Annotated in this window: 27 protein-coding genes; 9 read left to right on the top strand and 18 right to left on the bottom strand. The window is 55.3% G+C overall.

Going from position 1 to position 26,060, the window contains the following annotated elements:
- The first annotated feature begins 321 nt into the window (after positions 1 to 321).
- Positions 322 to 1,818, top strand: a complete 1,497-nt coding sequence (dtpA, locus tag CKF42_RS02265) for a dipeptide/tripeptide permease DtpA (protein ID WP_111207383.1) — start codon at positions 322 to 324, stop codon at positions 1,816 to 1,818.
- 147 nt (positions 1,819 to 1,965) lie between these two features.
- Positions 1,966 to 2,571 carry a glutathione transferase GstA gene (gstA, locus tag CKF42_RS02270; protein WP_111207384.1) on the top strand — a complete coding sequence of 202 codons (606 nt, stop codon included), beginning with the start codon at positions 1,966 to 1,968 and terminating at the stop codon, positions 2,569 to 2,571.
- A 32-nt stretch (positions 2,572 to 2,603) separates the two neighbouring features.
- Here gstA and pdxY read toward each other — a convergent pair whose 3' ends face one another.
- From pdxY to CKF42_RS02290, 4 genes are all read right to left on the bottom strand, one after another.
- Positions 2,604 to 3,464, bottom strand: coding sequence for a pyridoxal kinase PdxY (pdxY, locus tag CKF42_RS02275; RefSeq protein WP_009090363.1), 861 nt, complete (start codon positions 3,462 to 3,464; stop codon positions 2,604 to 2,606).
- Positions 3,465 to 3,520: 56 nt separating this feature from the next.
- The gene (tyrS, locus tag CKF42_RS02280; RefSeq protein ID WP_009090365.1) at positions 3,521 to 4,795 is read right to left on the bottom strand and encodes a tyrosine--tRNA ligase; all 1,275 of its coding nucleotides are present in this window, start codon (positions 4,793 to 4,795) and stop codon (positions 3,521 to 3,523) included.
- Positions 4,796 to 4,935: 140 nt separating this feature from the next.
- Positions 4,936 to 5,592 carry a pyridoxamine 5'-phosphate oxidase gene (gene pdxH / locus CKF42_RS02285; protein WP_009090367.1) on the bottom strand — a complete coding sequence of 219 codons (657 nt, stop codon included), beginning with the start codon at positions 5,590 to 5,592 and terminating at the stop codon, positions 4,936 to 4,938.
- A 25-nt stretch (positions 5,593 to 5,617) separates the two neighbouring features.
- Positions 5,618 to 5,932, bottom strand: a complete 315-nt coding sequence (locus CKF42_RS02290; protein WP_009090369.1) for an MliC family protein — start codon at positions 5,930 to 5,932, stop codon at positions 5,618 to 5,620.
- 189 nt (positions 5,933 to 6,121) lie between these two features.
- On the opposite strand from CKF42_RS02290, the gene CKF42_RS02295 reads away from it, so the two are divergent.
- The 5 genes from CKF42_RS02295 (at position 6,122) to ycgZ (ending at position 8,305) form a co-directional block, all read left to right on the top strand.
- On the top strand, positions 6,122 to 6,325 hold the full coding sequence (locus CKF42_RS02295) for a hypothetical protein (RefSeq protein ID WP_009090370.1): 204 nt from the start codon (positions 6,122 to 6,124) through the stop codon (positions 6,323 to 6,325).
- Between the two features lie 384 nt (positions 6,326 to 6,709).
- Positions 6,710 to 6,943, top strand: coding sequence for a YgdI/YgdR family lipoprotein (locus tag CKF42_RS02300; protein WP_009090372.1), 234 nt, complete (start codon positions 6,710 to 6,712; stop codon positions 6,941 to 6,943).
- A 15-nt stretch (positions 6,944 to 6,958) separates the two neighbouring features.
- Positions 6,959 to 7,189: a YgdI/YgdR family lipoprotein gene (locus CKF42_RS02305; RefSeq protein ID WP_009090374.1), complete on the top strand. Its 231-nt coding sequence runs from the start codon at positions 6,959 to 6,961 to the stop codon at positions 7,187 to 7,189.
- Positions 7,190 to 7,567: 378 nt separating this feature from the next.
- Positions 7,568 to 7,840 carry a hypothetical protein gene (locus tag CKF42_RS02310; RefSeq protein ID WP_009090376.1) on the top strand — a complete coding sequence of 91 codons (273 nt, stop codon included), beginning with the start codon at positions 7,568 to 7,570 and terminating at the stop codon, positions 7,838 to 7,840.
- A 225-nt stretch (positions 7,841 to 8,065) separates the two neighbouring features.
- Complete coding sequence (gene ycgZ, locus CKF42_RS02315) at positions 8,066 to 8,305, top strand: regulatory protein YcgZ (RefSeq protein WP_009090377.1); 240 nt, start codon at positions 8,066 to 8,068, stop codon at positions 8,303 to 8,305.
- A gap of 74 nt (positions 8,306 to 8,379) precedes the next feature.
- Here the strand turns inward: ycgZ and CKF42_RS02320 are convergent, their stop codons facing one another.
- Positions 8,380 to 8,994, bottom strand: coding sequence for a TetR/AcrR family transcriptional regulator (locus CKF42_RS02320; protein WP_058956544.1), 615 nt, complete (start codon positions 8,992 to 8,994; stop codon positions 8,380 to 8,382).
- Positions 8,995 to 9,421: 427 nt separating this feature from the next.
- Between CKF42_RS02320 and umuC the strand changes: the two genes are divergently transcribed.
- On the top strand, positions 9,422 to 10,684 hold the full coding sequence (umuC, locus tag CKF42_RS02325; RefSeq protein ID WP_111207385.1) for a translesion error-prone DNA polymerase V subunit UmuC: 1,263 nt from the start codon (positions 9,422 to 9,424) through the stop codon (positions 10,682 to 10,684).
- 61 nt (positions 10,685 to 10,745) lie between these two features.
- Here umuC and CKF42_RS02330 read toward each other — a convergent pair whose 3' ends face one another.
- The 12 genes from CKF42_RS02330 to CKF42_RS02385 all read right to left on the bottom strand — a co-directional run bounded on the left by CKF42_RS02330 (position 10,746) and on the right by CKF42_RS02385 (position 24,155).
- A complete protein-coding gene (locus CKF42_RS02330) occupies positions 10,746 to 12,179 on the bottom strand; it encodes an anion permease (protein ID WP_111207386.1) in 1,434 nt (477 codons plus the stop codon).
- A gap of 100 nt (positions 12,180 to 12,279) precedes the next feature.
- Positions 12,280 to 14,889, bottom strand: coding sequence for a bifunctional aconitate hydratase 2/2-methylisocitrate dehydratase (gene acnB, locus CKF42_RS02335; protein WP_111207387.1), 2,610 nt, complete (start codon positions 14,887 to 14,889; stop codon positions 12,280 to 12,282).
- Positions 14,890 to 14,955: 66 nt separating this feature from the next.
- The gene (locus CKF42_RS02340; protein ID WP_111207473.1) at positions 14,956 to 15,516 is read right to left on the bottom strand and encodes an alpha/beta hydrolase; all 561 of its coding nucleotides are present in this window, start codon (positions 15,514 to 15,516) and stop codon (positions 14,956 to 14,958) included.
- A gap of 29 nt (positions 15,517 to 15,545) precedes the next feature.
- Positions 15,546 to 16,418: a triphosphoribosyl-dephospho-CoA synthase CitG gene (gene citG / locus CKF42_RS02345; RefSeq protein WP_111207388.1), complete on the bottom strand. Its 873-nt coding sequence runs from the start codon at positions 16,416 to 16,418 to the stop codon at positions 15,546 to 15,548.
- Positions 16,387 to 16,941, bottom strand: coding sequence for a citrate lyase holo-[acyl-carrier protein] synthase (citX, locus tag CKF42_RS02350; protein ID WP_111207389.1), 555 nt, complete (start codon positions 16,939 to 16,941; stop codon positions 16,387 to 16,389). The genes citG and citX overlap by 32 nt, the downstream gene beginning before the upstream one ends.
- Positions 16,938 to 18,458 (bottom strand): citrate lyase subunit alpha, encoded by a 1,521-nt coding sequence (citF, locus tag CKF42_RS02355; RefSeq protein WP_111207390.1) that lies wholly within the window; start codon positions 18,456 to 18,458, stop codon positions 16,938 to 16,940. Before citF ends, citX begins: the two co-directional genes overlap by 4 nt.
- A gap of 30 nt (positions 18,459 to 18,488) precedes the next feature.
- Positions 18,489 to 19,364 (bottom strand): citrate (pro-3S)-lyase subunit beta, encoded by an 876-nt coding sequence (citE, locus tag CKF42_RS02360; protein ID WP_111207391.1) that lies wholly within the window; start codon positions 19,362 to 19,364, stop codon positions 18,489 to 18,491.
- Entirely contained in the window at positions 19,361 to 19,654 is a 294-nt protein-coding gene (gene citD / locus CKF42_RS02365; protein ID WP_009090400.1) for a citrate lyase acyl carrier protein, read from the bottom strand. The genes citE and citD overlap by 4 nt, the downstream gene beginning before the upstream one ends.
- Positions 19,655 to 19,678: 24 nt before the next feature.
- Positions 19,679 to 20,752 (bottom strand): [citrate (pro-3S)-lyase] ligase, encoded by a 1,074-nt coding sequence (citC, locus tag CKF42_RS02370; RefSeq protein ID WP_009090402.1) that lies wholly within the window; start codon positions 20,750 to 20,752, stop codon positions 19,679 to 19,681.
- Positions 20,753 to 20,807: 55 nt separating this feature from the next.
- Complete coding sequence (locus CKF42_RS02375; protein ID WP_111207392.1) at positions 20,808 to 21,671, bottom strand: fumarylacetoacetate hydrolase family protein; 864 nt, start codon at positions 21,669 to 21,671, stop codon at positions 20,808 to 20,810.
- A gap of 74 nt (positions 21,672 to 21,745) precedes the next feature.
- Positions 21,746 to 22,987 (bottom strand): MFS transporter, encoded by a 1,242-nt coding sequence (locus CKF42_RS02380; RefSeq protein ID WP_111207474.1) that lies wholly within the window; start codon positions 22,985 to 22,987, stop codon positions 21,746 to 21,748.
- 79 nt (positions 22,988 to 23,066) lie between these two features.
- Positions 23,067 to 24,155, bottom strand: a complete 1,089-nt coding sequence (locus CKF42_RS02385) for a 4-oxalomesaconate tautomerase (protein ID WP_111207393.1) — start codon at positions 24,153 to 24,155, stop codon at positions 23,067 to 23,069.
- A 159-nt stretch (positions 24,156 to 24,314) separates the two neighbouring features.
- Here CKF42_RS02385 and CKF42_RS02390 point away from each other — a divergent pair, with 159 nt between their 5' ends.
- The gene (locus tag CKF42_RS02390; protein ID WP_111207394.1) at positions 24,315 to 25,241 is read left to right on the top strand and encodes a LysR family transcriptional regulator; all 927 of its coding nucleotides are present in this window, start codon (positions 24,315 to 24,317) and stop codon (positions 25,239 to 25,241) included.
- A gap of 161 nt (positions 25,242 to 25,402) precedes the next feature.
- On the opposite strand, the gene umuD is transcribed toward CKF42_RS02390, so the two are convergent.
- Positions 25,403 to 25,822: a translesion error-prone DNA polymerase V autoproteolytic subunit gene (gene umuD / locus CKF42_RS02395; RefSeq protein WP_009090412.1), complete on the bottom strand. Its 420-nt coding sequence runs from the start codon at positions 25,820 to 25,822 to the stop codon at positions 25,403 to 25,405.
- Positions 25,823 to 26,060 lie beyond the last annotated feature (238 nt).

Consider the following 26,060-nt stretch of genomic DNA (forward strand, 5'->3'; position numbering starts at 1 on the left):
CATCCGGCAAACGTTTAATCTGCATAAGGTGTCATTAGCAGTTAATATTAATTTCATCCAGTAAGCCGCCCTCATTTGGCATTTTTATACTGAAGTGATATTTCAGATCAATATTAAAATCTGCCTCATCGTTTATTGTAAGATTTTTAACCTGACATTATCAGGTTACACGGGGTGTCAGAAAACTCTTGCCCTGCTGCCCGTAATCAGCCAAATTAGTCGCCGCTCCTCCCTTCTGATAACAATTTTGCGCATGGAACACTCACATGACGCAGACTTAATTCCTGTCCCGAAACAGGATGTGACAAAACTGAGGTACAAGTGTCAACTGCAAACAAACACACTGATGAGGCTGTCAGCCTCAATGCGTTTAAACAGCCAAAGGCGTTCTACTTAATCTTTTCGATTGAGTTATGGGAACGTTTTGGCTTCTATGGCCTGCAGGCCATTATGGCGGTTTACCTGGTGAAGCAGCTGGGATTGTCTGAATCAGACTCTATTACCCTGTTCTCTTCATTCAGTGCGCTGGTTTATGGTCTGGTCGCCATCGGCGGCTGGCTCGGTGATAAGGTGCTGGGTACCAAACGCGTTATCGTACTGGGTGTACTGGTGCTGGCGCTGGGTTATGCGCTGGTCGCCTTCTCCGGCCACAACGTCAGTATCGTCTATCTCGGTATGGCCACCATCGCCGTGGGTAGCGGCCTGTTTAAAGCGAATCCCTCTTCGCTGCTTTCGACCTGCTATGAGAAAGATGACCCGCGTCTCGACGGTGCGTTCACCATGTTCTACATGTCGATTAACATCGGTTCGCTGTTCTCGATGATGCTGACACCGTGGTTAGCCGCAAAATATGGCTACAGCGTCGCTTTCTCCCTCTGCGTCATCGGTCTGGTCATCACCCTGTTCAACTTCCTGTTCTGCAAACGCATGGTCAAAGATTACGGTTCTAAACCGGACTTTGCGCCGCTGCAGGTCGGTAAACTGCTGATGACCCTCGTGGGCGTCGTGGTGCTGGTCGCACTGGCAAACTGGATGCTGCATCACCAGGCGATTGCACGCGTGGTGCTGGCGGTGATTGCACTGGGCATCGTGCTGGTGTTTGCCAAAGAAGCCTTTGCGCTGCAGGGCGCGGCGCGTCGTAAGATGATCGTGGCCTTCCTGCTGATGGTTGAAGCGATTCTGTTCTTCGTGCTCTACATGCAGATGCCGACCTCTCTGAACTTCTTCGCTATCCGTAACGTTGAGCACACTATCTTCGGCATTACCTTTGCCCCGGAGCAGTTCCAGGCGCTGAACCCGTTCTGGATCATGCTGGCCAGCCCGCTGCTGGCGTCGCTCTACAACAAGCTGGGCGATAAGCTGCCGATGCCGCACAAATTTGCCTTTGGTATGGTGCTCTGCTCCGCCGCGTTCCTGGTGCTGCCGCTGGGCGCGAAGTTTGCCAGCGATGCCGGTATCGTTTCTGTTAACTGGCTGATCCTGAGCTATGCGCTGCAGAGTATCGGTGAGCTGATGATCTCCGGTCTCGGCCTGGCGATGGTCGCGCAGCTGGTGCCTCAGCGTCTGATGGGCTTTATCATGGGCTCCTGGTTCCTGACCACTGCCGGTGCGGCGGTGATTGCCGGTAAAGTCGCTAACCTGATGGCTGTGCCTGAAAACGTGACCGATCCGCTGATTTCACTGGCAACCTACAGCCGTGTGTTCCAGGAGATTGGTATTACTACGGCAGTGATCGCCGTGCTGATGCTGATTACTGCGCCGCTGCTGAACCGCATGACGCAGGACTCTGAAGCAAGAGCCCGGGATGTGCAGGCCTGACAGCCACCCTGTCATCTCTCAGCCGGGCTCTGCCCGGCTTTTTTATGGCTGACGTCTCCCCCTGATTATTCCCTGATCCCTGTCACTGGCAATTCTGCTCTGAGCATTTACTATGCAGTAACCCCATTGCCACAAGGAGACCGGGTTATGAAACTGTTTTGCAAAGCGGGTGCCTGTTCGCTCTCACCTCACATTGTTATGCGCGAATGCGGGCTCGACTTCACCCAGGTCAGCGTTGATCTGGCTACAAAGCTCACCGAACGCGGCGACGACTTTCGCCAGATCAATCCCAAAGGTCAGGTGCCCGCCCTGCAGCTCAGCGATGGCACCGTGCTGACGGAAGGTGTCGCCATTGTGCAGTACCTGGCGGATCTGAAACCCGATCGCCACCTGCTGGCACCGGTTGGCAGCCTGACGCGCTACCAGACCGTTGCGTGGCTCAGCTACGTTGGCAGCGAGCTGCATAAAAGTTTCGGGCCGCTGTTCCGGCCGGGTTACTCTGACGAGGTAAAAGCGCAGACCCGCAGCCAGCTGGAAGCAAAATTTCGTTTTGTCGATGAATCACTGCGTGACAGACAGTGGCTGATGGGGCTGCACATCAGCGTGGCCGATGCGTATCTCTTCGTGGTGACGCGCTGGGCAAACGCGCTGGGACTGGATCTGTCTGAGTATACGGCGCTGAAGGCGTGGTTTGAGCGGGTTGCCGAGCGGCCTGCGGTGCAGGCGGCACTCAGGGCCGAAGGATTAGCCTGAGTGAACAGGGCCGGATGACCGGCCCTGATGCGTTACAGCTTTTCAGCCGCGAAGTGCTGGGTAGGATGGGCGATGGCATCCTGTGCCGCCACCAGCTGCAGCTCATACTCACCCATCTGATGGGTTTTCAGCATCACCTCATAAACCGCAGCGGTGACGTGCTCCAGCGCATCCTGCAGCGATTTACCGTGCAGCAGATTAACCAGCAGCAGTCCGCTGGTCAGATCCCCCACCCCGACCGGCTGACGGACGCCAAAGTCCACCAGCGGACGGCTGATGTGCCAGGCATCCTCTGCCGTCACCAGCAGCATCTCAAAGCGATCGCTGCGACGCCCCGCACGCGCCAGATGTTTCACCAGCACCACGCGCGGCCCCTGAGCGATCAGCGCCCGTGCTGCGTCCACCGCCGCGTCTACATCGGTGACGGTGCGTTCGCTCAGCATCTCCAGCTCCAGCAGGTTCGGCGCGATGATGTCGCTGGCAGGCATTGCCATTTTGCAGTGAAACTCTGCCACGCCCGGGGCGACGATACAGCCTTTCTCCGGATGGCCCATCACCGGATCGCAGAAGTACCAGGCGTTCGGGTTGGCCGCTTTGACCTGACGGACAATCTCCAGAATCTGCTCGCCCTGCTCCGCCGAGCCCAGATAGCCGCTCAGCACCGCGTCACAGGTCTTCAGACGGTCGATGTCCGCAATGCCTTTCACGATGTCGGTTAAGTGCGTTGCTGGCATCACCGTGCCGGTCCAGTGGCCATATTGCGTATGGTTGGAAAACTGCACGGTATTCAGCGGCCAGACGTTTGCACCCAGGCGGCGCATCGGAAACTCAGCCGCCGCATTCCCGGCGTGACCAAAAACAACGTGCGACTGAATCGCTAAAATATTTTTCACTTGTTTGCCCTGTCCTGCCTTGCCATAAAAAAGGGCCGGAGACCGGCCCTGAAATCTTACTGCCAGTTAATCAGGCAGTAATGTTTCTTACCGCGACGCAGCAGCGTGAAGCGGTTAAACAGTTTGTCACTGTCGCTGAAGCGGTATTCCGCGTCAGACTGCTTTTCACCGTTCAGAGAGACGGCGTTGGAGCCAATCATGGTGCGTGCCTGACCGCGTGACGGCACCAGCTCTGCTTTCACCAGCGCCTGCTGCAGATCGTCTTCAGCGCTCAGGGTGATAGTTGGCATGCCATCCTGCGCCAGCTGCTCGAAATCCGCTTCGGTCATATCGCTCACGGCGCCGGAGAAAAGGCTGGCCGTGATGCGTTTCGCCGCCGACAGACCCGCTTCGCCATGCACCAGACGCGTGACCTGCTCAGCCAGCACATACTGCGCACGTGGCGCGGTGCCGCTGTTTTTGTCCTCTTCTTCCAGCGCGTTGATCTCTTCAATGCTCATGAAGGTGAAGAACTTCAGGAAGCGATAGACATCTGCGTCCGCGGTGTTGATCCAGAACTGATAGAACTTGTACGGACTGGTCTTCTTCGCATCCAGCCAGACTGCGCCGCCTTCGGTTTTACCGAACTTGGTGCCGTCAGATTTGGTGATCAGCGGCACGGTCAGGCCAAACACCTGGTTCTGATGCAGACGACGGGTCAGGTCGATACCGGAGGTGATGTTACCCCACTGATCCGATCCGCCAATCTGCAGCGAGACGCCGTGGCGCTCATTCAGGCAGGCAAAGTCATAGCCCTGCAGCAGATTGTAAGAGAACTCGGTAAAGGAGATGCCCTGATCGTCACGGTTCAGACGCTGCTTCACCGCTTCTTTGTTGATCATCTGATTGACGGAGAAGTGCTTGCCGATATCACGCAGGAAGGTCAGCACGTTCATGCTGCCAAACCAGTCGTAGTTATTGGCGGCGATTGCGCTGTTGCTGCCGCAATCGAAGTCGAGGAAGGGAGCCACCTGCTGGCGGATCTTTTCAACCCATTCACCGACGGTTTCGCTGGTATTAAGTTTACGCTCTGCGGCTTTGAAGCTCGGGTCGCCAATCAGGCCGGTTGCGCCACCGACCAGTGCCACCGGCTTGTGGCCGGCATCCTGAAAACGCTTCAGGCAGAGCAGCGGTACCAGATGGCCCAAATGCAAGCTGTCGGCTGTGGGGTCAAAGCCGCAATAGAGCGAAATTGGCCCCTGCGCCAGTTTCTCTGTCAGCGCCTCTTCATCCGTCACCTGGGCGATAAGGCCCCTCTCCTGCAATTGTTGTATCAGGTTACTGCTGGTCATTACTGACTCCAAATTGATCAGACTGCACCTAGGCTGGTACACAGCTTTCCGCCGGGATGCGGAATCGAAAAAAATCAGGGCTATAGCATAAAGCGCTGACGCTCTCTGTGCCAGCGCTGATAGGGGGGAATCGTACAGATTCAGGGTGCCAGACGGTCGATTTTCCAGCCATCGTGATCGCGCTGGTAGATGAAACGATCGTGCAGGCGATGTTCGCCCCCCTGCCAGAACTCCAGCGTATGAAATTTCACCCGATAGCCGCCCCAGAAACTGGGCAGTGGCACGTCGCCCTGCTGGAACTTCTGCTTCAGCTCAAGGAACTTCCCTTCCAGAATGCCGCGCGCCGAAATACGGCTCGACTGCTTCGACACCCAGGCCCCGATCTGACTGTCACGCGGACGACTGTGGAAATATTTCAGCACCTCCAGCGGCGAGAGTTTTTCCACTTCGCCCAGCACCATCACCTGACGCTCCAGGTAGTGCCACGGGAAGTGCAGGCAGATGCGCGGATTGTTTGCCAGCTGTAACGCCTTGCGGCTGCCGAGGTTGGTATAGAACACCATGCCCTGCGCATCGAAGTGCTTCAGCAGCACGATACGCTGCCACGGCTGGCCCTGTTCATCCACGGTTGCGACGGTCATGGCCGTCGGATCGGGCAGTTTTGCCTCGCAGGCCTGGCTCAGCCACTGTTCAAACAGGACGACGGGATCGTCCGGCAGATCCTTCCGGCGTAATCCGCCGCGGGTATATTCACGCCGCAGATGGGCAATGGTGTGTAGCGTTTCGCTGTCGCTCATAATGCTCGCCTTTTCAGATAAAGAGTCAGCTGGCAGGTTGCAGCTCACAATCGTTCACGACAATTTTATCGTTCCGTTCAATAAATGCGCCGTTGCCTTTAGACCAGAAAACATAGGTGCCATCGCTGTAACGGGCACCGGACGCCGATACGGTCTGCTTCAGCGTCAGCGGCTGGCCGTCCATAATGAAACTGACCTGCTGCTGACCCTCATCCAGCGTCACGGTCAGCGGCAGCGTCCCACAGCGATAGTGCAGCGTCTGCGGCGCTGGCGGCTGTTTATGCAACAGGCTGCAACCCGACAGCAGCAGCACAGCGGCAACGATTAATCCTTTCGACATAAGCGGGTCCCCTTCACAAGTGAAGCTGGCATTATAAGAAGGATTTGGCGTGAAGTAAGTGGGAATCCGCGCCAATCGGATGAATGGTGTCGGGCAGAGAGAATTATTGTCGCTTTTCAGGCGGTTGTCTGAATGCAGAGGTCACGTTATCAGGCTACGCTCTATGCATCTTAAGCGAGGGAAACCAACATGAAATTTGATAACGAAGATGCATTCAAGCTGGCCGTGGCGTTTATGAATCACAAAGAGAATGCCACCATTGCCAGCAGTTACTTTAAGACCTTTATCGACACCTACCAGAAGTTTGACCGCTGGCTGAGCGCCTCCGATCCGGTCAGCGCCATGAAGGCGGAAAAAGCGGCCGCCAAAGCGGGCGAAGACTCTGTCCTCTGATAGCCTCTCTCTGGCCCGGGATCGCACCGGCTTCGGGCCACTCATCCTCCTCTGCAGGAGAGCTTTCCCCGGCGCCCGCGTTCCGCGCTGCGATCTATTCTCCTGCTGACGGTCCGGGCATTAACAAAATAGCGGCCCTTATCTCCGATCTTATTTTCGCCTTTGGCTTTGTGCTTATTGTGACGGGAGGTCAGCAGCGCAAAATGTCCGTGCCGACAATATAAAGTTGCAATAAATGCTATTTCCCGGACTTAGTGTCGGAAATAATCACAGCGGCCACTGTTTTTGCTTAAAAAAAACGCAACGGAGCGGGTCAGGGCCAGCAGAATTTATAAAGGCGTCTATGCTGTAAACGTCTGGATATGAATTCATGGAGAACAAAAAATGAAAATGAAATCCCTGTCAGCTATCGCATTGCTGGCTCTCTCTTTAGGCACACTGGCAGGCTGCTCTTCCAATCAATCGATTAAGACCACTGATGGCCGCACCATTGTGACTGATGGCAAACCGCAGATTGATTCAGATACCGGTCTGGTTTCTTATCGCGATGCTCAGACAGGAAAAACTGAGCAAATCAATCGCAATGAGATCAGCAATATGAGTGAACTCGATAACTAATATAAGGTGAATAAGATGAAAAAAGCGCTGATTTTACCGCTCGCCGCATTGATTGGTATGACTGTATTAACTGGCTGCACCCGCACCAGCTATGCGATTCAGACTAACGATGGACGCACCATTATTAGTGATGGCAAACCGTCAGAATCTGATGCAGGCCTGCTGGCTTACACCGATGCAAACGGCGTGAAGCAACAGATTAATAAAGCCGACGTTAAAGCGGTTTCCGAAGTACCGAATAAATAACGCTCTCTGTGGAATAAAGCCGCCTTCGGGCGGCTTTATTCTGACTGTCAGTCGTCCGCCTCTTTTTATAAACCCCTTCTCCTTTCTCTGTTGCTGAAACAGGCGCGCTTTAATGTGACCCTGTGCCTGGCCAGAGTCGCTGGCTTATCTGAATTTCAGGCATCTCCCTCTCTGTTTAATCGTCAAAATCGCTCAGTTATTTTATGAACAGAGGTGTCTGAAATTTTTTATGCTGGAATATTAACAGGTTAGCGCTTCGCTTTGAGGTGCCGTTTATTTTGGGAAAAGACCGATCGTTTTGACCTGCTATTTCTGCTCTTTTAGTCAGAGACGCCTTTAACTAAACTGGCGTATGGCTCATTAATCAGGAGATGACATATGGTGTATTATGACAAAAACGTCGGTCATATGATTCTTGGTGAAGCGGCAATTAATCTGGCTTTTACAGAGCAGGAAATCACGCTCGTTTCACTGATTCGCCAGCTGGGTGAAATGGCCGAGCATGAGCGCAGTGATGAACGCGTCGCCCAGATTGCCGATGCGCGAAACTGGCTCAAAAGTTTCACCGAAGCCGCATCGCGCGACCGCGCCGAACTTAACTGGCTGGTTGAGACCGGACAGGCACCGGTTTTCCTGAAAGATTACCGCTAGCTATGCTGCAGGCCAGGCTGTCGGGTGCTGTCAGTCTGCGCCCGCCTGCTGGTTTTGCACCCTGCGCAGACTCCGCTCATCCTGTTTTTTACCCTGCCACTGTCAGCGCAGCCGTGCTGAATAAAAATCAGGCGATTTCTGGCGAAATAGCTGTACAACACAGACCATATTGTATAACTTTGTACCTATTCGTTAGATGCTGAACTATCCGCCAGGAAACGACCCATGTACCCGAACCAGAGACTGCCACAAACGGCAGACGACATTGCCCGTTATTTTAATGCGGCAAGCCTGCCTTCACAGCAAGAGACGCTGGGACAGGTGGTGGTGGAAATTCTGAATGCCGGTCAGAACGTGAATCGCAAATCGATCTGCACCAAACTGCTGCGCCGCCTTGAAACAGCGTCTTCACAGGAAGAAGAGCGCCACTATCACGCGCTCATCAGCCTGCTGTTCGGCCGTTAATCGTCGGGGGCGTTTCAGTCCCCCGCGTGCCGGACATGCTCCGGGCGGTGTCGCGTCACACAGCGGGCTCGCTGTTACCCCAGCACCTTCAATGCCAGTGCCAGCGTCTGCTGCTCATTGACCATATCGCCCACCTTGCCTGTCACCCGCATACCAAACGCAATGCAGAGAATCAGGCCCGCTGCCGCTTCACTGTCCAGCGTGTTATCGATAGAGCCATCCCGTTGCCCCAGCTCCAGCAGTGAAACCAGGAAGCGCTGATTACGCTGCACAACTTCATTGATGCGCTGCGCCAGCGCCTCATCCATTGTCTGCAACGCAATGGCACTGGCGACAACCAGACAGCCACGCCGTCCCTCCGTCGCCCGCGCCGAATCCAGATAGAACTGTAACAGCTCGGTGATCTTCTCCCGCCCGCTCACGCAGGGGGCCAGACGACGGCGCAGATCGGCATTGCGCAGCAGCAGATAGCGCTCGAAGACCAGCAGAAACAGTGAGCGTTTATCTTTGAACGCCTTATAGATACTGCCTGCAGAGAGGTTCATCGCCTCACTCAGATCGCCGATGGAGGCTGCATGGTACCCCTTTTGCCGGAAAACGATCATCGCGTGATCCAGAGCCTGCTCGATATCGAACTCTCTGGGCCGTCCCCGCTCTCTGCTTTTTTGCGTTGTCGCTGTCGTGATCATTATTACCGGCCTGAAGAGGTGCATTTCGGTCAAATCAACCGGGGATTCTAGCGCAGGCAGCAGTGATAAGTACACTACGCGCATTAAGCGTCGCGCTAACGCAGCCTGCATCCTTTATCTGACGAGGAGCTGAACATTGTGCGGTGCCGGCTGGGATATGCCGCAGCCCCTTCACGTACCTGCCGCACGAACAATAAAAAGCGCTTTCATAACATAAAGTTAAAAAGAATCGGTATGGCGTGACTTGACCAGCATCGCTGATCAGCACTACTGTATTTATATACAGCACCCGCAAAGATACCTTTATGCCCCTTTTCAGACCCGTGACATCTCAACCGCGCGCTCATGCCGATGTCACTGCCCCTGCTGGCTATCGGCTGGCCAGCCACTTCCTGATTAACAGTTCGCTAAACAGGGCCGATCGCTGATGTTCGCCCTGGTTGATGTCAACTCCTTCTACGCCTCATGCGAAACCGTTTTCAGGCCCGACCTGAGAGGCAAGCCCGTCTGCATCCTGAGTAATAATGATGGATGTATTATCTCCCGCTCGGCCGAGGCAAAGCAGTTGGGGATCAAAATGGGGGCACCCTATTTCAAAATCAAAGAGGATTTGCAGCGGCTCAACGTCCACGTTTTCAGTTCAAATTACACGCTTTACGCTGATATGAGTAACCGGATCATGACCACGCTGGAAGCAATCTCGCCAGCCGTTGAGATCTACTCCATTGATGAAGCGTTTGTCGACCTCACCGGCGTTCGCCACTGTCGCGTTCTGGAAGAAGTCGGGCACGAGATCCGTGCACGCATCAAACAGGATACCCATCTTACCGTCGGTGTCGGCATTGCACAGACCAAAACTCTGGCCAAACTGGCGAATCACGCCGCAAAAAAATGGTCAAAAACCCGTGGTGTGGTTGACCTCTCTAATGTGGATCGCCAGAAAAAGCTGATGGCCCTGATCCCGGTTGAAGATGTCTGGGGTGTGGGAAGACGTCTCAGCAGGAAACTGAATGCCATGGGCATCATCACGGCAAAAGACTTATCGGAACAGAGTACCTGGGTTATTCGCAAACATTTCAACGTGGTGCTGGAGCGAACGGTCAGGGAGTTGCGCGGCGAACCCTGCCTGGAACTGGAGACCTTCTCGCCTGCGAAACAGCAGATCATCTGCTCACGCTCTTTTTCAGGACGCATCACAGCGTATGCTGATATGCGGGAAGCCGTGTGTAACTATGCCGTCAGAGCGGCGGAAAAACTGCGTGAGGAGCGGCAGTTCTGTCGGCAGGTCGCCGTGTTTATCCGCACCAGTCCGCATGCTGAAGGAGAGGGTTTTTATGGTAATCAGGCTATGGCGCAGTTACCTATCCCGACTAACGATACCCGCGACATTATACGCGTGGCCGCCGAAGCGCTGGATCGTATCTGGCTGGATGGCTGCCGCTATATGAAGGCAGGCGTTATGCTGGGGGACTTTTTTAATCAGGGCGTGACGCAACTTAATCTTTTCGATGAGTTTCAGCCCCGCCCTGGCAGTGAAGCGCTGATGCGCGTGGTCGATGGCATTAATCAGAGCGGAAAAGCGAAGTTATGGTTTGCCGGTCAGGGCGTCCAGAAGCCCTGGGCGATGAAGCGGGAAATGTTGTCACCCGCCTACACCACCCGTTATCAGGATCTCCCTGTGGCAAAATAACGTGCCATGCAGAGCGAGGGCTGACCCGGCGCGGTGTCAGCCAGCAAAGCCCTGACCGTGTTTACAGCAGTCCGTGCTGCAAAAGGAAGCTCCACCAGGGAAGGCCGATGAGCATATGCAGGATAAAGGTTAACAGGGTAATCACCGTTCCCGTGATCCACCACGATTTAATATCGTTGTAGCCCGCGGCAAAGATAATCGGGCCTGCCGCGCCGCCATAGTGCGTCAGGCTACCGCCATAGGAGTTAGAAAAGAGGATCGCCAGCGCAAGCAGGACGGGTGCCGCGCCGGTGACCAGTCCCACCGTGGCTAACACCGGCACCATCGCGGCCACATAGGCACCACCTGAGGCGAACAGATAGCGTACCGCCAGGCTCAGCAGGACAATGATGATAATCGTGCTGTTATCCGGCCCCAGAAAGTTCAGGTGTACCGACATCACCTCTGCCAGCCAGTGAAAAATGCCCTCTTTGCTTAACGTCGTGCTGAGTCCGATAATGCCGCCATACCAGATCAGGGTATTCCAGCCCCCCTTATTCTGCAGCACATCATTCCAGCTGATGATGTTAAAGATCAGGGCAGCCACCATCGCCATAACGGCAACCGCCGATTCGTTTAACCCCAGATGGCGGGAAAAGATCCATCCCAGCAGAGCGGCGATAAACACCACGATAAGCCCTTTCTCTTTCGGACTCATTGGCCCCAGCGCCTGCAGACCGGCCGTGGCGATGTGAACGTTATCTAATTTTTTTAATTCCGGACGCACGATTTTATAGGTCAGGAAGGGGATCAGCGCCAGCATCAGCAGCCCCAGCGGCACGCCAGCCAGCGCCCAGCCACCCCAGCTAATCTGAATGTGAAAAATGTCAGAAATTAACTGGAGGGCTAAGGCATTGCCCGCGAAAGCGGTAAGAAACATGTAGCTGGTGGTTTTGGTGACCATGTAAACATTCACCATCAGAAACCGCCCGGCTTTACGCGGCGTCTCGCCTGGCGTGGAGCCTAAGACCAGCGCGATGCTGTTGATGATGGGAAAGACGACCCCGCCGGCGCGGGCGGTGTTAGAGGGCGTCGCTGGTGCCAGAATGACGTCCAGCAGTGCGGTGACATAGCCGAGTCGCAATGTGGTCGAGCCAAATTTCAGGATAAACCCGTACGCCAGACGCCGGCCCAGTCCGGTGGTCACAAAGGCTGCACTCAATGTAAAGGCGCTGAACACCAGCCACGTTGTACCGGAGGCATAGCCGCTCAGCACATCCAGCGATTTCACCGGAGAGTCGTCAAACCGGGCGATGGCAAGACAGGAGAGCGCCACGGCGACCAGCATGACGACCGGTTCAGGGTAAGGCTTGCTGATCAACCCGACAATCGCCGCGAGATAAATCCCGGCCAGTATCGCGGCCTCCCGGGTTAACCCTGTGGGCGGCGGCAAAACGAGGGATAAGAGAAGGATAAAAATGAGCAACGCTATTTTTGTGGTTTTTGCGGTCAACATACACCTCCCTGTGTGCCGCACCCGGAACAACAGAAACGTCACACTCTGCCTCTGCTGTCTGCCCGGATGCGGCTCACACGCTTAGATTAAACGTCACGGATTACAGGTTCTGCCCGGCAAACGTTTTAATTACCCTCTTTTCATCGTGCGCAGACCGATAGTGCGGTAACTGGTCGAAATTAAGATAGCGATACGTCTCGTCGTGATGCGGGTGAATCTTCTCGATCTGCCGAAGATACTGCTCCACCGTCGGCATTTTACCCATCATCGCCGCCACCGCGCTCAGTTCAGCCGACGCCAGAAAAACACGGGCATCCGTTCCCAGGCGATGCGGGAAGTTACGGGTCGAGGTTGAAACAGCATGGCTCCCCTGCCGCACCCGGGCCTGATTCCCCATACAGAGAGAACAGCCAGCAGGTTCGATTCGGGCACCCGCCTGAATAAACCGGTTAAAGTAGCCTTCGCGGGAGAGCTGCTGCGCATCCATTTTCGTTGGCGGCGCCAGCCAGAGCCTGGCAGGCAGATCCTTCACGTCCGACAGGAGTTTACCGACCGCACGAAAATGGCCAATATTGGTCATGCAGGAGCCAATGAACACCTCCTCAACTGGCGAACCGGCCACCTCTGACAACAGGCGGGCATCATCCGGATCATCCGGCGCACAGACAATGGGTTCGGTGATTTCTGTGAGGTCTATCTCGATTATGGCCGCATACTCAGCATCCTGGTCGGCCACCAGCAGCGACGGGTTAGCCAGCCAGGCCTCCATCTCTGCAATCCGTCGCGCCAGGGTCCCGGCGTGCTGATAGCCCTGCTCTATCATCCAGCGCAGCAGCGCAATATCCGAACGCAGAAACTCCGCCACATTCTCCTCTTCCAGACGCAACACACAGGCCGCCGCAGAGCGTTCAGCCGACGCATCCGCCAGTTCGAAAGCCTGTTCGGCTTTCAGGCTGCTCAGCCCTTCGATTTCCAGAATCCGGCCGGAGAAAATGTTGATCTTGTTTTTCTTCTCTACCGTCAGCAATCCCTGTCGGATGGCATAAAGCGGGATGGCGTGAACCAGGTCACGCAGGGTGATCCCTTTCTGCATGTCGCCGGTGAAACGCACCAGCACCGACTCCGGCATGTCCAGCGGCATAATGCCGGTTGCTGCGGCAAAAGCGACCAGACCGGAGCCGCCCGGAAACGAGATCCCTAATGGGAAACGGGTGTGAGAGTCTGCGCCGGTGCCGACCGTATCGGGGATCAGCATGCGATTAAGCCAGGAGTGAATGATGCCATCGCCGGGTCTGAGCGCGACGCCATTCCGCTGGCTGATAAACTCTGGCAGTGTCTCATGCAGCTTCACATCAACCGGTTTAGGGTACGCCGACGTGTGACAGAACGATTGCATGAACAGGTCGGTGGAAAAGCGCAGGCAGGCGAGATCGGTCAGCTCATCGCGCGTCATGCCGCCGGTGGTATCCTGCGAACCGACCGTGGTGATTTTAGGTTCGCAATACTGGCCGGGCCGCACGCCCGCCACACCACAGGCTCTTCCCACTATTTTTTGCGCCAGGGTAAAACCTGCCGTGGACGGTGCGGGGGCTTCAGGCTGCCGGAAGAGGTCGGAAGGCGGCAGTCCCAGCCACTCCCGTGCTCTGGCCGTCAGGCTTCGGCCAATGATCAGCGGAATACGCCCGCCCGCACGCACTTCATCAGGCAGCACCGCCGTTTTCAGCGTGAATCGGGTGATCAGCTGCTGGCTGGCGTGGTCGCGCACTTCGCCCCGGTAAGGATAAAGGTCGATCAGCATGCCCGTCTTCAGGCCGGAGACGTCCATTTCGACAGGCAGTGCGCCCGAGTCCTCAAGCGTGTTGAAAAAGATGGGGGCAATTTTTCCGCCAAACACCACGCCGCCGTTGCGTTTATTGGGCACCCAGGGGATATCCCTGCCGATATGCCACAGAAGCGAATTGGTGGCCGATTTTCGCGACGAGCCGGTTCCCACCACATCCCCGACGTAGACCAGTGGATAGCCCTGCTGCTTCAGTGTTGCCAGCTGCGTCATCGGCCCCCGGCTGCCAGGCTCATCCGGCTCCACCCCCTCGCGCGGATGGCTCAGCATAGAGAGCGCATGCAGCGGAATATCGGGACGTGACCATGCCTCAGGCGCGGGAGACAGGTCATCGGTATTGGTTTCACCGGTGACACGGAAGACGTTGAGCGTCATCGTCTCCGGGAGTGCCGGGCGGCGTGTAAACCATTCGCCCCGCGCCCATGACTGCATCACCGCCTGTGCAGAGTGATTCCCCTGCTGCGCTTTTTCAGCCACATCGTTAAATTTTTCAAAAATAAGCAGGGTGTGACTCAGCTGTTGCGCCGCACAACTCGCCCATTGGGGGTCGTCCAGCAGATCGATCAGCGGCTGAATATTGTATCCACCCTGCATGGTGCCCAGCAGTTCAATCGCCTGCTGAGGCGGAATGATGCCCGCCTGGTCACCGGTTTTAATCTGCTGATAAAGAAAATCCGCTTTAACGCTGGCGGCCGGATCGACGCCGGGCGGAACGCAATGGGCTAACCGCTCCAGGAGCCTGTTTTTATCGTCACCCTCTGCACATATCAGCGCATCAATTAACGCGCGGGTTTGCCCGGCATTAAGCGGCTCAGGAGGAAGATTTTTTAAAGCACGTTCCTGTACATGCTTACTGTAGCTGTCTGACATAGTTTCTCCGAAACAGACATCACCTGTCTGAATTGCGTGAAGTAAAGAGTGTGCGTAATTCTGCTTTTAATTATCGGTCTCAAGGCCTTCGCCAAATGCGGCCAGTTGCGCCAGGCCAAATTCCCACTCCCCAAAGCCGGCCGCGCTATTAATGTGCCCGGCGTCACCCAGATCGATAAGGTGTGCACCCCAGCATTCCGCCCAGAACCGGGCGCGTTTAAATGGCATGAGGGGGTCGTTGTGGCTGACAAACATCACGCCGGGAACGGGCAGTTTTTCCGGCAGCACCTGCTCCTCCAGTCCGAACAGCGCGGGCTCTGCGGGCGCAACCAGCATGATGCCGGCCACGGGCAGCGTCTGCGTCTGAACCAGACGGCAGGCGGCGAGCGCGCCAAAACTGTGTCCGACCAGAATCGCCGGGCGCTGGCCACATAAACGCTCCCGGCGTATCGCTGTGATCCAGCCATCAATATCGGGCGCCAGCCAGTTTCGCTGACGTATCCGTTTCCAGTGAGGAAAACGCCGATGCCAGCAGCTTTGCCAGTGACCTTCATCACTGTCGCGTACCCCCGGCACCAGAATCACCGTGAACCGCTCGCTCAGCTGGTGCAGCCGTTGCGTCATCATTCTTTTTTCCTCGCCCTGTTCATGCGGTTTCATGACGCCGGATAATGGGAAAGGAGCCACCCCACCGCCAGAAGATCTGCGCTGCCTCCCGGACTGATATTTTTCTGAATGAAGGCGTTATCCATATGTCTCAGCGCCTTTGTGAGCGTTTCACCGGAGAGATCCCTGATTTTCAGGAGCCGGGTGGCGTAGCGCCGGGCATAGTTCAGTCCCCGCATACCGCCCCGCGAAACCAGATTGGTGTCGGGATTGGCGGCGATTAAAGCCAGCAGCATCCTGAGCAGGGCCTCCTCTTCCGATCCCCCCGCACGCAGGACGTTTTCCCACTGCGGCAGACCATATCGCCTGACGGTGTCAAAGCCCTTCTCCGCCTCACCGCGCGCGCCGGTTAATCCGAACGCCTGAAAAATCTGTTCGCCTTGGGTTTTTGCCTGACCGGGGTTGCTGAGTTCGTTGCCGACCAGACCTGCGCACATCGCGCGGATTTCCCGACAGAGGCTGTGCTGGCTGAGCCTTATCGCGTTTTTAGCGAGCCGGCCTGCGGCAGCGCACAGCAGTCCCAGAGAGAAAATTCCGCCTTTATGGGTGTTGATGCCTCCCGTGGCCTTAAACATCGCCTGCTCACAGGCCAGCCCCGTGGGTCTGATTGCCCGTAACGTCTGGGAAGCGGGCAAACCGGCGGTGGCAACCCCCTGGGCATAAAAACGGGGAAACCAGGGTGAGACGGCGCGAATACTGGCCATAAAGTGCATGAAATTCATGTCGCTATGCGCCCCATTATTCCGGCGATCCACCAGCCCCGGCTTAGGGGTCAGCTTCACCTCTTTGACCATCGCCTCTGCGGCCAGCCAGGCGATATCCCCGGCGTGCTCAGGCTGAACGCTGATCGCTGAAATAGTCATAGGTTATCTCCTCAATTCTCTGCGCCAGTTCATCCTGGGCATGGCGGCGCATACGGGAGCAGACGTGGGCGGGTTCATGACAGAGAAAGCATCTGCGCATCGGCTGATGTATCGCACTGCGCTTGATCAGGCCCGCAGTGGGACAAAAGACATCAATGTCCCACAAACGCCCAAGAGGGTGGTTATCCTCCAGATCGGCCATGACATGCTTGATCATCCAGGCGGGTGACGACACGGACCAGAGCGCCTCCGGGCCGGTGACGGGAAAGGCCGCCTCCTGCCTGGCGATCCGCCATCGGTGCTGTTGCAGCCGCTGATTAATCGCCTCTTTCGCCTCAGCCATGACCTGCCGGGCAAGCGGGGTATCTTTGACCTCCCCCGGCCAGACGAGCGTGGCTGAAATCACCGGCTGCCCATACTGGCACAGCCACGCCTGCTGCCGACGCGCGCGCGCCTCTCTGGCGTTCAGCACATCGTCAAGCGCCAGACGCCTGCACGATGCCGGGGCCACAACACGGTTCACGCTTTCACCTGCCTGACCACGTCGATGACGCTGCCATCGCGATAGCGCACCACGCCGACGATGCGGGAGGTAAACGCAATGGGCTTTGGCTCGCCCGAGATGAGCAGCGCACGCTGATAAAGCGTGTCGATATCGACCACCGGCAGACCCGCGGCCATCAGGCGGGCCTTCACCTCCTGTCGGGCGGGATTGACGGCAATCCCGTGATCGGTGACCAGAACATCGACGCTCTCTCCCGGTGTCACCCGTGTGGTCACCTGACGAACGACGGTCGGAATACGGCTGCGGATCAGCGGAGCCACCACGATGGTCAGATTCGCCGCGGCGGCCACGTCACAATGGCCGCCGGATGCCCCGCGCATCACGCCGTCGGAACCGGTCAGCACGTTCACATTGAAATTCGTATCGATTTCCAGCGCGCTCAGTATGACAATATCGACACGATCGCAGCAGGCGGCTTTGGCGGAGGGGTTGGCATACACGCTGGTGGAGATTTCAACGTGATGCGGGTTTTTCGCCAGCGAGGCGCCGGCAACCTCATCGAAACTCTGCGTATCCAGCAGTGTTTTAATCAGTCCCTTTTCATGCAGATCCACAAGGGTGCCGGTAATGCCGCCCAGAGCAAAACTGGCCACAATGTTCTGTTTACGCATGCGTGATTCCAGGAAACGGGTGCAGGCTGTCGAGGCGGCACCCGAACCGGTTTGCAGCGAAAAGCCGTCGCGGAAATAGCCGGAGTGCTCAATCACGTCGGCAGCCGAGCGCGCAATCATCAGTTCACGCGGATTACTGGTGACGCGGGCAGCACCGACACTGATTTTTGCCGGATCGCCGACGCTGTCGATTCTGACAATGTAATCCACCTGGTCCTGGGTCAGACTGGCGGGCATCAGGGGAAACGGCTCAATGCTTTCCGTCAGCAGCACCACCTTTCTGGCATATCTGGCATCCACCATCGCATACCCCAGCGAACCGCAGCGCGATGCACCGCCGCTGCCGCTGGCATTGCCATACTCGTCGCAGCAGGAGACCGCTAAAAAGGCGATATCGATGCTGATTTCCCCTTTCTCAATCAGATGAACCCGGCCGCCATGCGAGTGGATCTCTACCGGTTCCGCCATCAGTCCATGTGAAATCGCCTCGGCGAGTTCACCACGCATGCCGGAGGTGTAGATTTTGGTCACGACGCCCGCTTTAATGTGTTCGATCAGCGGCGCGTTGCAGGTCATTAACGAACTCGAGGCCAGCGTCAGCCCTCTGAGGCCTTTTTCGGCCAGCTTGTCCATGACGTAATTAATCACCTTATCCCCTTCACGAAAGGCGTGATGAAACGAGACGGTCATCCCATCACGCAGTTCGCAGCGTTCTAAAACGTCATCAATACTGTCGAAAAGTTTGCGCTGATATTTCTGCCGGAGATCGGCGAGGTGCGGGGTGTGGGTATGGGCACCGGTAAAGCGTTCATACTGATATGCGCTGCCGGAGAGGGCCTGGAGTGCTCGGGTTAAATGGCTCATCATTTCATCCTGTTAGTCGGGGCGGAAGGGCTACTGACGGACGCCGGAGGCGTTTTTACGGTCAAGGACGACGCGGGCATGGTTGATAATCGGCGCATCAATCATTTTTCCGTTCAGCGACACCACGCCCAGCCCCTGACGATCCCCCTCTTCTGCCGCAGCAATCACGCGCTCTGCGTAATCAACTTCTTCCTGCGTGGGCGCGTAGGCATTGTGTACGATCTCAATCTGCCGGGGATTGATCAGCGACTTGCCGTTAAAGCCCAGACGCTTAATCAGCTCCACCTCTTTTAAAAAACCCGCCTCATCATCAATGTCGGCATAGACCACATCAAACGCATCGATCCCTGCGCCACGCGCCGCATGCAATACCGCACAGCGCGCATAAAAAAGTTCGGCGCCGTCGCCCCGCTCCGTCTGCATATCCATCACGTAATCAAAGGCCGCCAGCGCGATGCCCATTAAACGCGGCGATGCTTTGGCGATAGCGACCGCATTAATCACGCCGACAGCCGATTCAATCGCTGCCATCAGTTTTGTTGATCCCACCGGACGGCCACATTCCGCCTCGATGCGGGCAATTTCACTTTCCAGCTGATCAATATCATCCGGCGTATCTGTTTTCGGTAAGCGAATAACATCCGCGCCGCCCCGAACCGCCGCTTCAACATCTTTCAGCCCAAAGGGGGTATTCAGCGGATTAATTCTGACCACCGTTTCGATCTCTTTATATATCGGGTGCTGTAAGGCATGAAAAACCAGCAGCCGCGCGCTGTCTTTCTCTTTTAATGAAACGGCATCTTCCAGATCAAACATGATTGAATCGGGGCGATAAATAAAAGCCGTGGAGAGCATGGCGGCACTTGAACCGGGTAAAAAAAGCATGCTGCGACGTAATTTTTTCATGATATTTTTTCCCACACGATATCGGTGCGATCTGCGCCACGCAATATTGCCGCCTGCAGTCTGGCGCGAATAACGCAATCCAGTGCCCCTTTATCTTCAATAACAATTTCCCCCTGGGTCACATTAAGTGCCGCCAGCGTTTCTTTCACCACGGCAGCAATCTGTTCGCCAAACTGTTTAAAAACTTCACTGCGGATCGTAATTTCCAGCCCCTCTTCACCGGGGCTGACTTTAACCACCAGGTCGCTGGATTCCAGCGTGCCGGCAATAGCCGCCTTAACTATTTTCATTTTATTTTCCTGAATAATGATTTATCAGACGTTCGCCAGGTCATAATCTGGCTGCGTAAAAGCGTGGTGTGACAGCCACCGGGTTAAAAAAGGCAGCGTCGTGGCGGGCACCATTCGTTTAACCGCATCCATATCCTTTCTTTTTAATGCCGCCCTTACCGCAGAAGCCGATATTGGCAGATTATTTTCATCCGTTATTCTGGCGATCTCAGTCACGTTAATAATAGCGTCTGCCATTATCGCCTCATCTTCGAGCCAGTTATGCATCGCATGGTTATAGTGCGCCGTAACTTTGCAAAAGGGTTCTGTTCCGACAAACCGCTGCGTAATATTTAACGCAGGCGCAATGTAGCGACGGAATAAGATGAGATCGATGGCAGCGAAGACGTCATTCACGATCTGCTTCTCTTTCAGAAAATAACCGGGGAAAGTCCCGCGCGAAATAATATAGCGCGAGCCGGGATGAACCGAGGCATTCGGAATATGCCGTGCCCCCGCCTGGACCATCGCGAAACGTTCCTGAAAGGAGAACGCCGATAAATCCTCTTCGACCACAAAAATATGCAGCCAGTCGCAGGAGTGTGCAGCCTGCTCAATGAGATAGCGATGTCCGGAGGTAAACGGATTGGCATTCATGACAATCGCGCCAACGTGATCGGCCTGAACCCGATGATGAGCCCGTAGCTTTCTGCAGTAGTGATCGATGCCGACCGGCGTGTTCTCCATCAGCGTGGCGCGGTTATCCAGCGTCACCAGCGGATAGAATCCGCATCCCCGGAAGGCTTTCACCCTCTCTGGCGTAGTCAGGAGAAAGAGCTGATGCTCGCCATTCTGAATAGCCTGCACCTCCGCTTCATGAACGATCTTGAGCCCCAGTGCGGTTCCGCGCCAGCCGCTTTCCACCGCGACGCATTTTAAGGTATTGCCCGCGATGCCTGCACATGCCACCAGATCCCGTTTGCAGCGCGCCACAACGAACTGCTCAATATCCTCATCCATGCCTAATCCATTCCCTGCCAGAAAAAGGCGGATCTCTTCCCGCAGCGTAACGTGGCGGGTGTCAACCGTTTCGAACGTCAGCGCCTGGTCGCTATACATCGGGTTACTCCTGAAAATACCGTTGAGGGTCACATTCCGTTGTCACTGGCAGAAACTACGACGCCAGCCGCTGATGCTGCGGATCGGACTCCACAATCGTGTTGGTCAGGTGCCCGACATTTTCAATAACCACGTCGACCTGGTCGCCTTCATACATAAAGAGGGGCGGCGTGCGCTTTTTGCCAACGCCACCGGGCGAGCCGGTAATAATGACGTCTCCGGCACTGAGTGAAGTGAAGGTGGTAATGTAGCTAATCAGGTCAGCAATTTTATGGATCATGATGGCTGTGGAATCATTCTGTACCAGCCTGCCGTTCAGCCAGGTCTGAATTGACAAAGCATGCGGGTCCGGAATGGCATCCGCCGTCGTCATACAGGGGCCAAAAGCGCCCGTATGAGGCCAGTTTTTACCGGCGGTAAACCAGGCGTGCTGCCAGTCACGCACGGAGCCATCCATGTAGCAGCTGTAGCCGGCAACGTGCTGCATCGCCTCACTTACCGCGATATTGCTGCCCGGTTTGCCAATAATCACGGCCAGCTCCCCTTCGTAATCGAACTCGCTGGATAAGGCCGGTTTAACGACCGGCGTTCCATGCCCGGTCTGGGAGTCAGGAAACCGGATAAACAGGGTTGGCGCATCGCTGGTTTCAGCAAACTCCTGACGTTTTTCGGCGTAATTCATGCCGACACAAAAGATTTTTTCGGGTGTTTCAATGACGGGCAGGAAGGTAATCTCACTCACCCTGACGTCGGCAGGGTCATCCTGATATTGCCGGGCAACGTCGATGGCATCCTGCTGCAGTAAGGCTTTCAGATCAGGCCAGGTATGACCGATTCTTTTACCCAGGTCGATAATGCCGTTCTCGGTAAAGATGCCGTAGCTTTTACGGCCGTGATGACTGTAGCTGGTTAGTTTCATAATAGAGCCTGCTTCTTCTGTTCACATCTGTCCGGGTTCACGCCGCCAGAGACGGCGTGAAGGTGTTTACGGGGTTATTTCACGGGCGTGGCGGGCACCAGCTTTTTTTGTTCACCCCCCGCCAGCGACGTGGCCACGACGGCAGCCACGACCAGCAGGGCGATAATGAAAGCGGTCATTCCGTGCCAGCCGGTGCCATGGAAGACAAAACCGTTGACGAAACCAATCACTGAGCCGCCCATGTAGTAGAAGAAAAGATAGAGTGCGACCGCCTGCCCCCGCGCATGGGTGGCATTTTTGCTGACCCAGCGCAGACCAATTGCATGGCAGCCAAAGAAACAGCCCGTGAAAATAACCGCCCCGACGATAAAGATGGCCACGTTATTCACCAGCGTCAGCAGCATGCCCAGCGCCATCATGGCGAAAAGCATTCTGAGTACCGTCATGCTGCCATATTTTTCGGCAAACCGGCCCGCCTGCGGTGCAGTAAAGAAACTCAGGGCAAAGCTGAAGGAGATCAGACCCGCATTGGCTGGCGTAATATTGAAGGGTTCGCCCTTCAGGAAAAAAGCCAGATAGTTATAGAGTGAGGTAAAGACACCAAAAATAATAAAACTGAGAATAAACACCCTGGAGAGATTTTTATTTTTAAAGTGTGCCGCCGCGCCCTTCACCACACACAATACATTCAGATTTTCAGTCGGCTTAAAATTGCGTGAGGCGGGCAACAGGAAATTAACCAGGATCGCCACGGCGATGAGGCTGGCGGCAAATCCATAGAAGATGGTGTTTATAGAAATATGTTCAATCAACTGACTGGCAATAATACGCCCGGACATGCCGCCCATGGAGTTGCCAAACACAAAGTAACCGGTGACAACGCCAGCCACCACCGGCGCCACTTCTTCACTGATATAGGCGGTTGCCGCCGCCGCAATACCACTGAGTGCCAGTCCGATAACGGCGCGCAGAGCAACCAGCAGCGCCCACGATTGCGCCAGCGGGCAGAGAAGCGTCAATATCCCCCCTGCCAGCAGCGAAACGATGATTAATCGCTTTCTGCCATAATGGTCGGATAACGTTCCGGTAAATAACAGACCGAACGCCAGTAAAGCGGTCTCGGCGGAGAGAATAATACTCACCTGACTGACAGGAACGTCATATTCCACCGCCAGAACCGGCAGCAGTGGCTGAATAAAGAACAGTGAGGCTAATTCGGCCAGCCCGGATAAAGCCAGGGCCAGAATGATGCGAATATAAGCACCAGCTTTGACCTCACTCATGGGGTCTGTTTTTTTATCAGTCGTTATAGTCATAACATCCTCAATATTATTTTCAGGGTACAGAAAGCGATAGCTCGCCTGCGCGGCCATTATTTTTATCAGAGGTCAGTAATTAAATAACTGCTGGAATTACAGCATCCGGCACGCAGACAACGCCCTCGAAAAGTTTGCGGCATGTCCGGATAACCGCGGCTCGCGTTTTTTCTATTTCATGACTGTCATTGGTTAATGAAACGGAAATTTTCCCGCCGGGATGTTCAATATCGATAATATTGGTGTATGGCATCTTTGGCTGTCCGGCCATCACGCGGTGAGCGACAGAGTTTTCAATGCGTGTTGCGGTTGAAATGCCGATCGACCCGGTAATCGCCAGCGAGCGGTGGCAGGCATGCGGCATAAAGTAACGAACGCTAATCGTCCCTCCCGCATGGGGTTTGCTCAGCAGGACAGGTTTAGGGATCACTTTGTCAGCGACGTCACCCAGCCCCATCGCCCGGCCAGCCTGACGACGAAGATGCTCCAGGCGCGCCATAAATGCGCGGTCCGCTTCCAGCTCTGCCGGTTTTTCATAGCCCGTTTTTCCCAGCTGAGTCGCATCAATGAGCATCATCGGCATGGCCATATCGATACAGGTCACCTCAACCTCATCGATACGATCGATAACGTTACCGGTAGGCAGTAATTTACCGGTCTTACAGCCGGCCGAATTCAGAAAGGTCAGCCCCAGAGGCGCTGCGGTACCGGGAACCCCGTCGATGTGTGTGTCGCCTTCATAAGTGACACGCCCGTCTGGCGTCTGCACCTCTGCGTCGACCAGAGTGCCGGTGTTGAGGTTACGAATTCGCACGGTGGTGACGGGACAGGTGGCGCTGACAAGCCCTTTTTCAATCGCAAAAGGCCCGACAGCACAGAGCATATTGCCGCAGTTAGGCGTGGTATCGACCCGTCGCTCGTTGACCATCACCTGAACGAAAAGATAATCGACATCGGCATCCGGGTGCTGTGACGGGCTGACAATCGCCACCTTGCTCGTCTGGGGACTTCCGCCACCAATACCATCAATTTCGAGCTCATGGCCTGCGCCCATCAGACCCAGCAGCACAGCGTCACGCTCTTCAACATTGGCCGGTAAATCGCTGGCCAGAATCACCGGCCCTTTCGACGTCCCGCCCCGCATCAGTACGCAAGGAATCTTTAGCATGATGTTTTCTCATTTCTGATAGTGATAAGAACCGCATCAAAATTCCACAGCGCCATCGATAACTCTAATGTCAATATTCGCGTCATTAATACGCTTTGCGCATAGATACCCACTGAGTTAGTGTGGTTAAACCTTCATCACAATAAGGCGTGAACGGTCATGCAGCATGAGCTTCAGGGAATACAAGCATTTGTTAAAATTGCAGAAATTGGATGTTTCACAAGAGCCTCGCACTTTCTTCACATTTCACAACCTGCGTTAACACGCAGAATTAAGAAACTGGAGGAGAACCTGGGAACAACGCTATTTGAACGGACGACAAGAAATATCAGGCTTACGGCGGTTGGCAGAGAGTTTTTACCTAAAGCGAAGAATTTAATCGACTTCTATGAAAGCTCGATTCTCAGTATTAAGGAGATGGCGACACATCAGAGCGGAGTGATTACCCTCTCCTGCCTGCCCACGGCGGCGTTCTACTTTCTGCCCTCCGCTATCAGAGATTTTAACAATCTCTATCCCAACATTCGTATCCGGATTCTGGAACACAGTGCCAGCGACTGCCTCGAAGCCGTCTTAAATGGCGACGCAGATTTCGGCATAAATATGATAAACATCACACATCCCAACATCGATTTTAGCCCGCTCGTCAATGAACCCTTTGTTCTCGCCTGCCGGCGCGATCACCCGCTGGCGCAAAAACCGCTGGTGACGTGGGAAGATTTGGCGGGTTCAAGACTGATTGGTGTAAGGCGCTCAAGCGGTAACCGATCGCTAATCGACCAGGCGCTGGAGGGCGGAACCTTTAAACCCGACTGGTTTTACGAGGTCAGACATCTCTCAACGTCACTCGGTATGGTGGAGGCGGGCCTGGGTGTCGCGGTGGTGCCGAACCTGGCGATGCCCATGGATGAACACCCTGTCCTTGTCAGCCGTCCGCTGGTTGAACCGGTGATCCGACGCACGCTGGGCCTGGTTCAGCGCAGAGAGACGGGACTCAGTCCGGCGGCGGAAAAGTTCCGGGAACGGCTGTCACAGCTCTGGTCTCAGGAAACCCATAACCCCTGGATTGGGAAATTCACGACATGAATGTCGCCCTCGCCTGTGACGCGCGTGCCGTGGTGCTTGCCAGGCGTAGTGCAGGCGCGGAGAGTCCGGCTGAAGCGGGCTCTCTGCGCCTGTCTCATTGCATCAGCGCACCGATGCTTTCTGCCGGATAGCGGCATTCATTCAGGCCAGCGCAAACATGCTCAGTGCGTCGATTTAATCACAAAGGTAACGACGCCAAACACTTCCAGCACATCTTCAGTCTGGATGGCGATGGGCTTAAATTTGGTGTTCATCGGCATCAGTTGCAGGCAGGGATGAAGCTGCAGGCGTTTCACGGTAAATTCCCCGTCGACGGCGGCTACCACGATGTCCCCATGTCCGGCGGTGAGGGAGCTGTCGACCACCAGCATGTCACCATCATTGATGCCCGCCTCTATCATCGATTCGCCGCTGACCCGGACAAAATAGGTGGCGCTGGGGTGCTGTACCATCAGCGTATTCAGATCGATACGCTGTTCAACATAGTCCTGCGCCGGGGAGGGAAATCCGCACGGGACACGTTCGATATAGAGCGGCAAGGCCATTGCGGCGCGTATGTCCGCAGGTTTGATAAATTCCATCATTGTTCTCCTCTTCCGAATTACTGTATATAAACACAGTAATATCGAATCCCCCTTTTAATCAAGCGAAACGAGGTGTTTTTAAGTAAAGCGCCTGACAACCACACACTTTTTTTAATCTTTCTTTCTGGCTGCCGCGATATTAAGCGAAATCAGATGATTTTCTCCGCAGCGATAAAATAACGCTGAGAGCGGCTTACATTCATTCTTCTTATAAATTCACCCACTGACTTTTTAA

The organism is Pantoea sp. ARC270 (genome assembly GCF_003236725.1).
Classification (GTDB): Bacteria; Pseudomonadota; Gammaproteobacteria; order Enterobacterales; family Enterobacteriaceae; genus Pantoea; species Pantoea anthophila.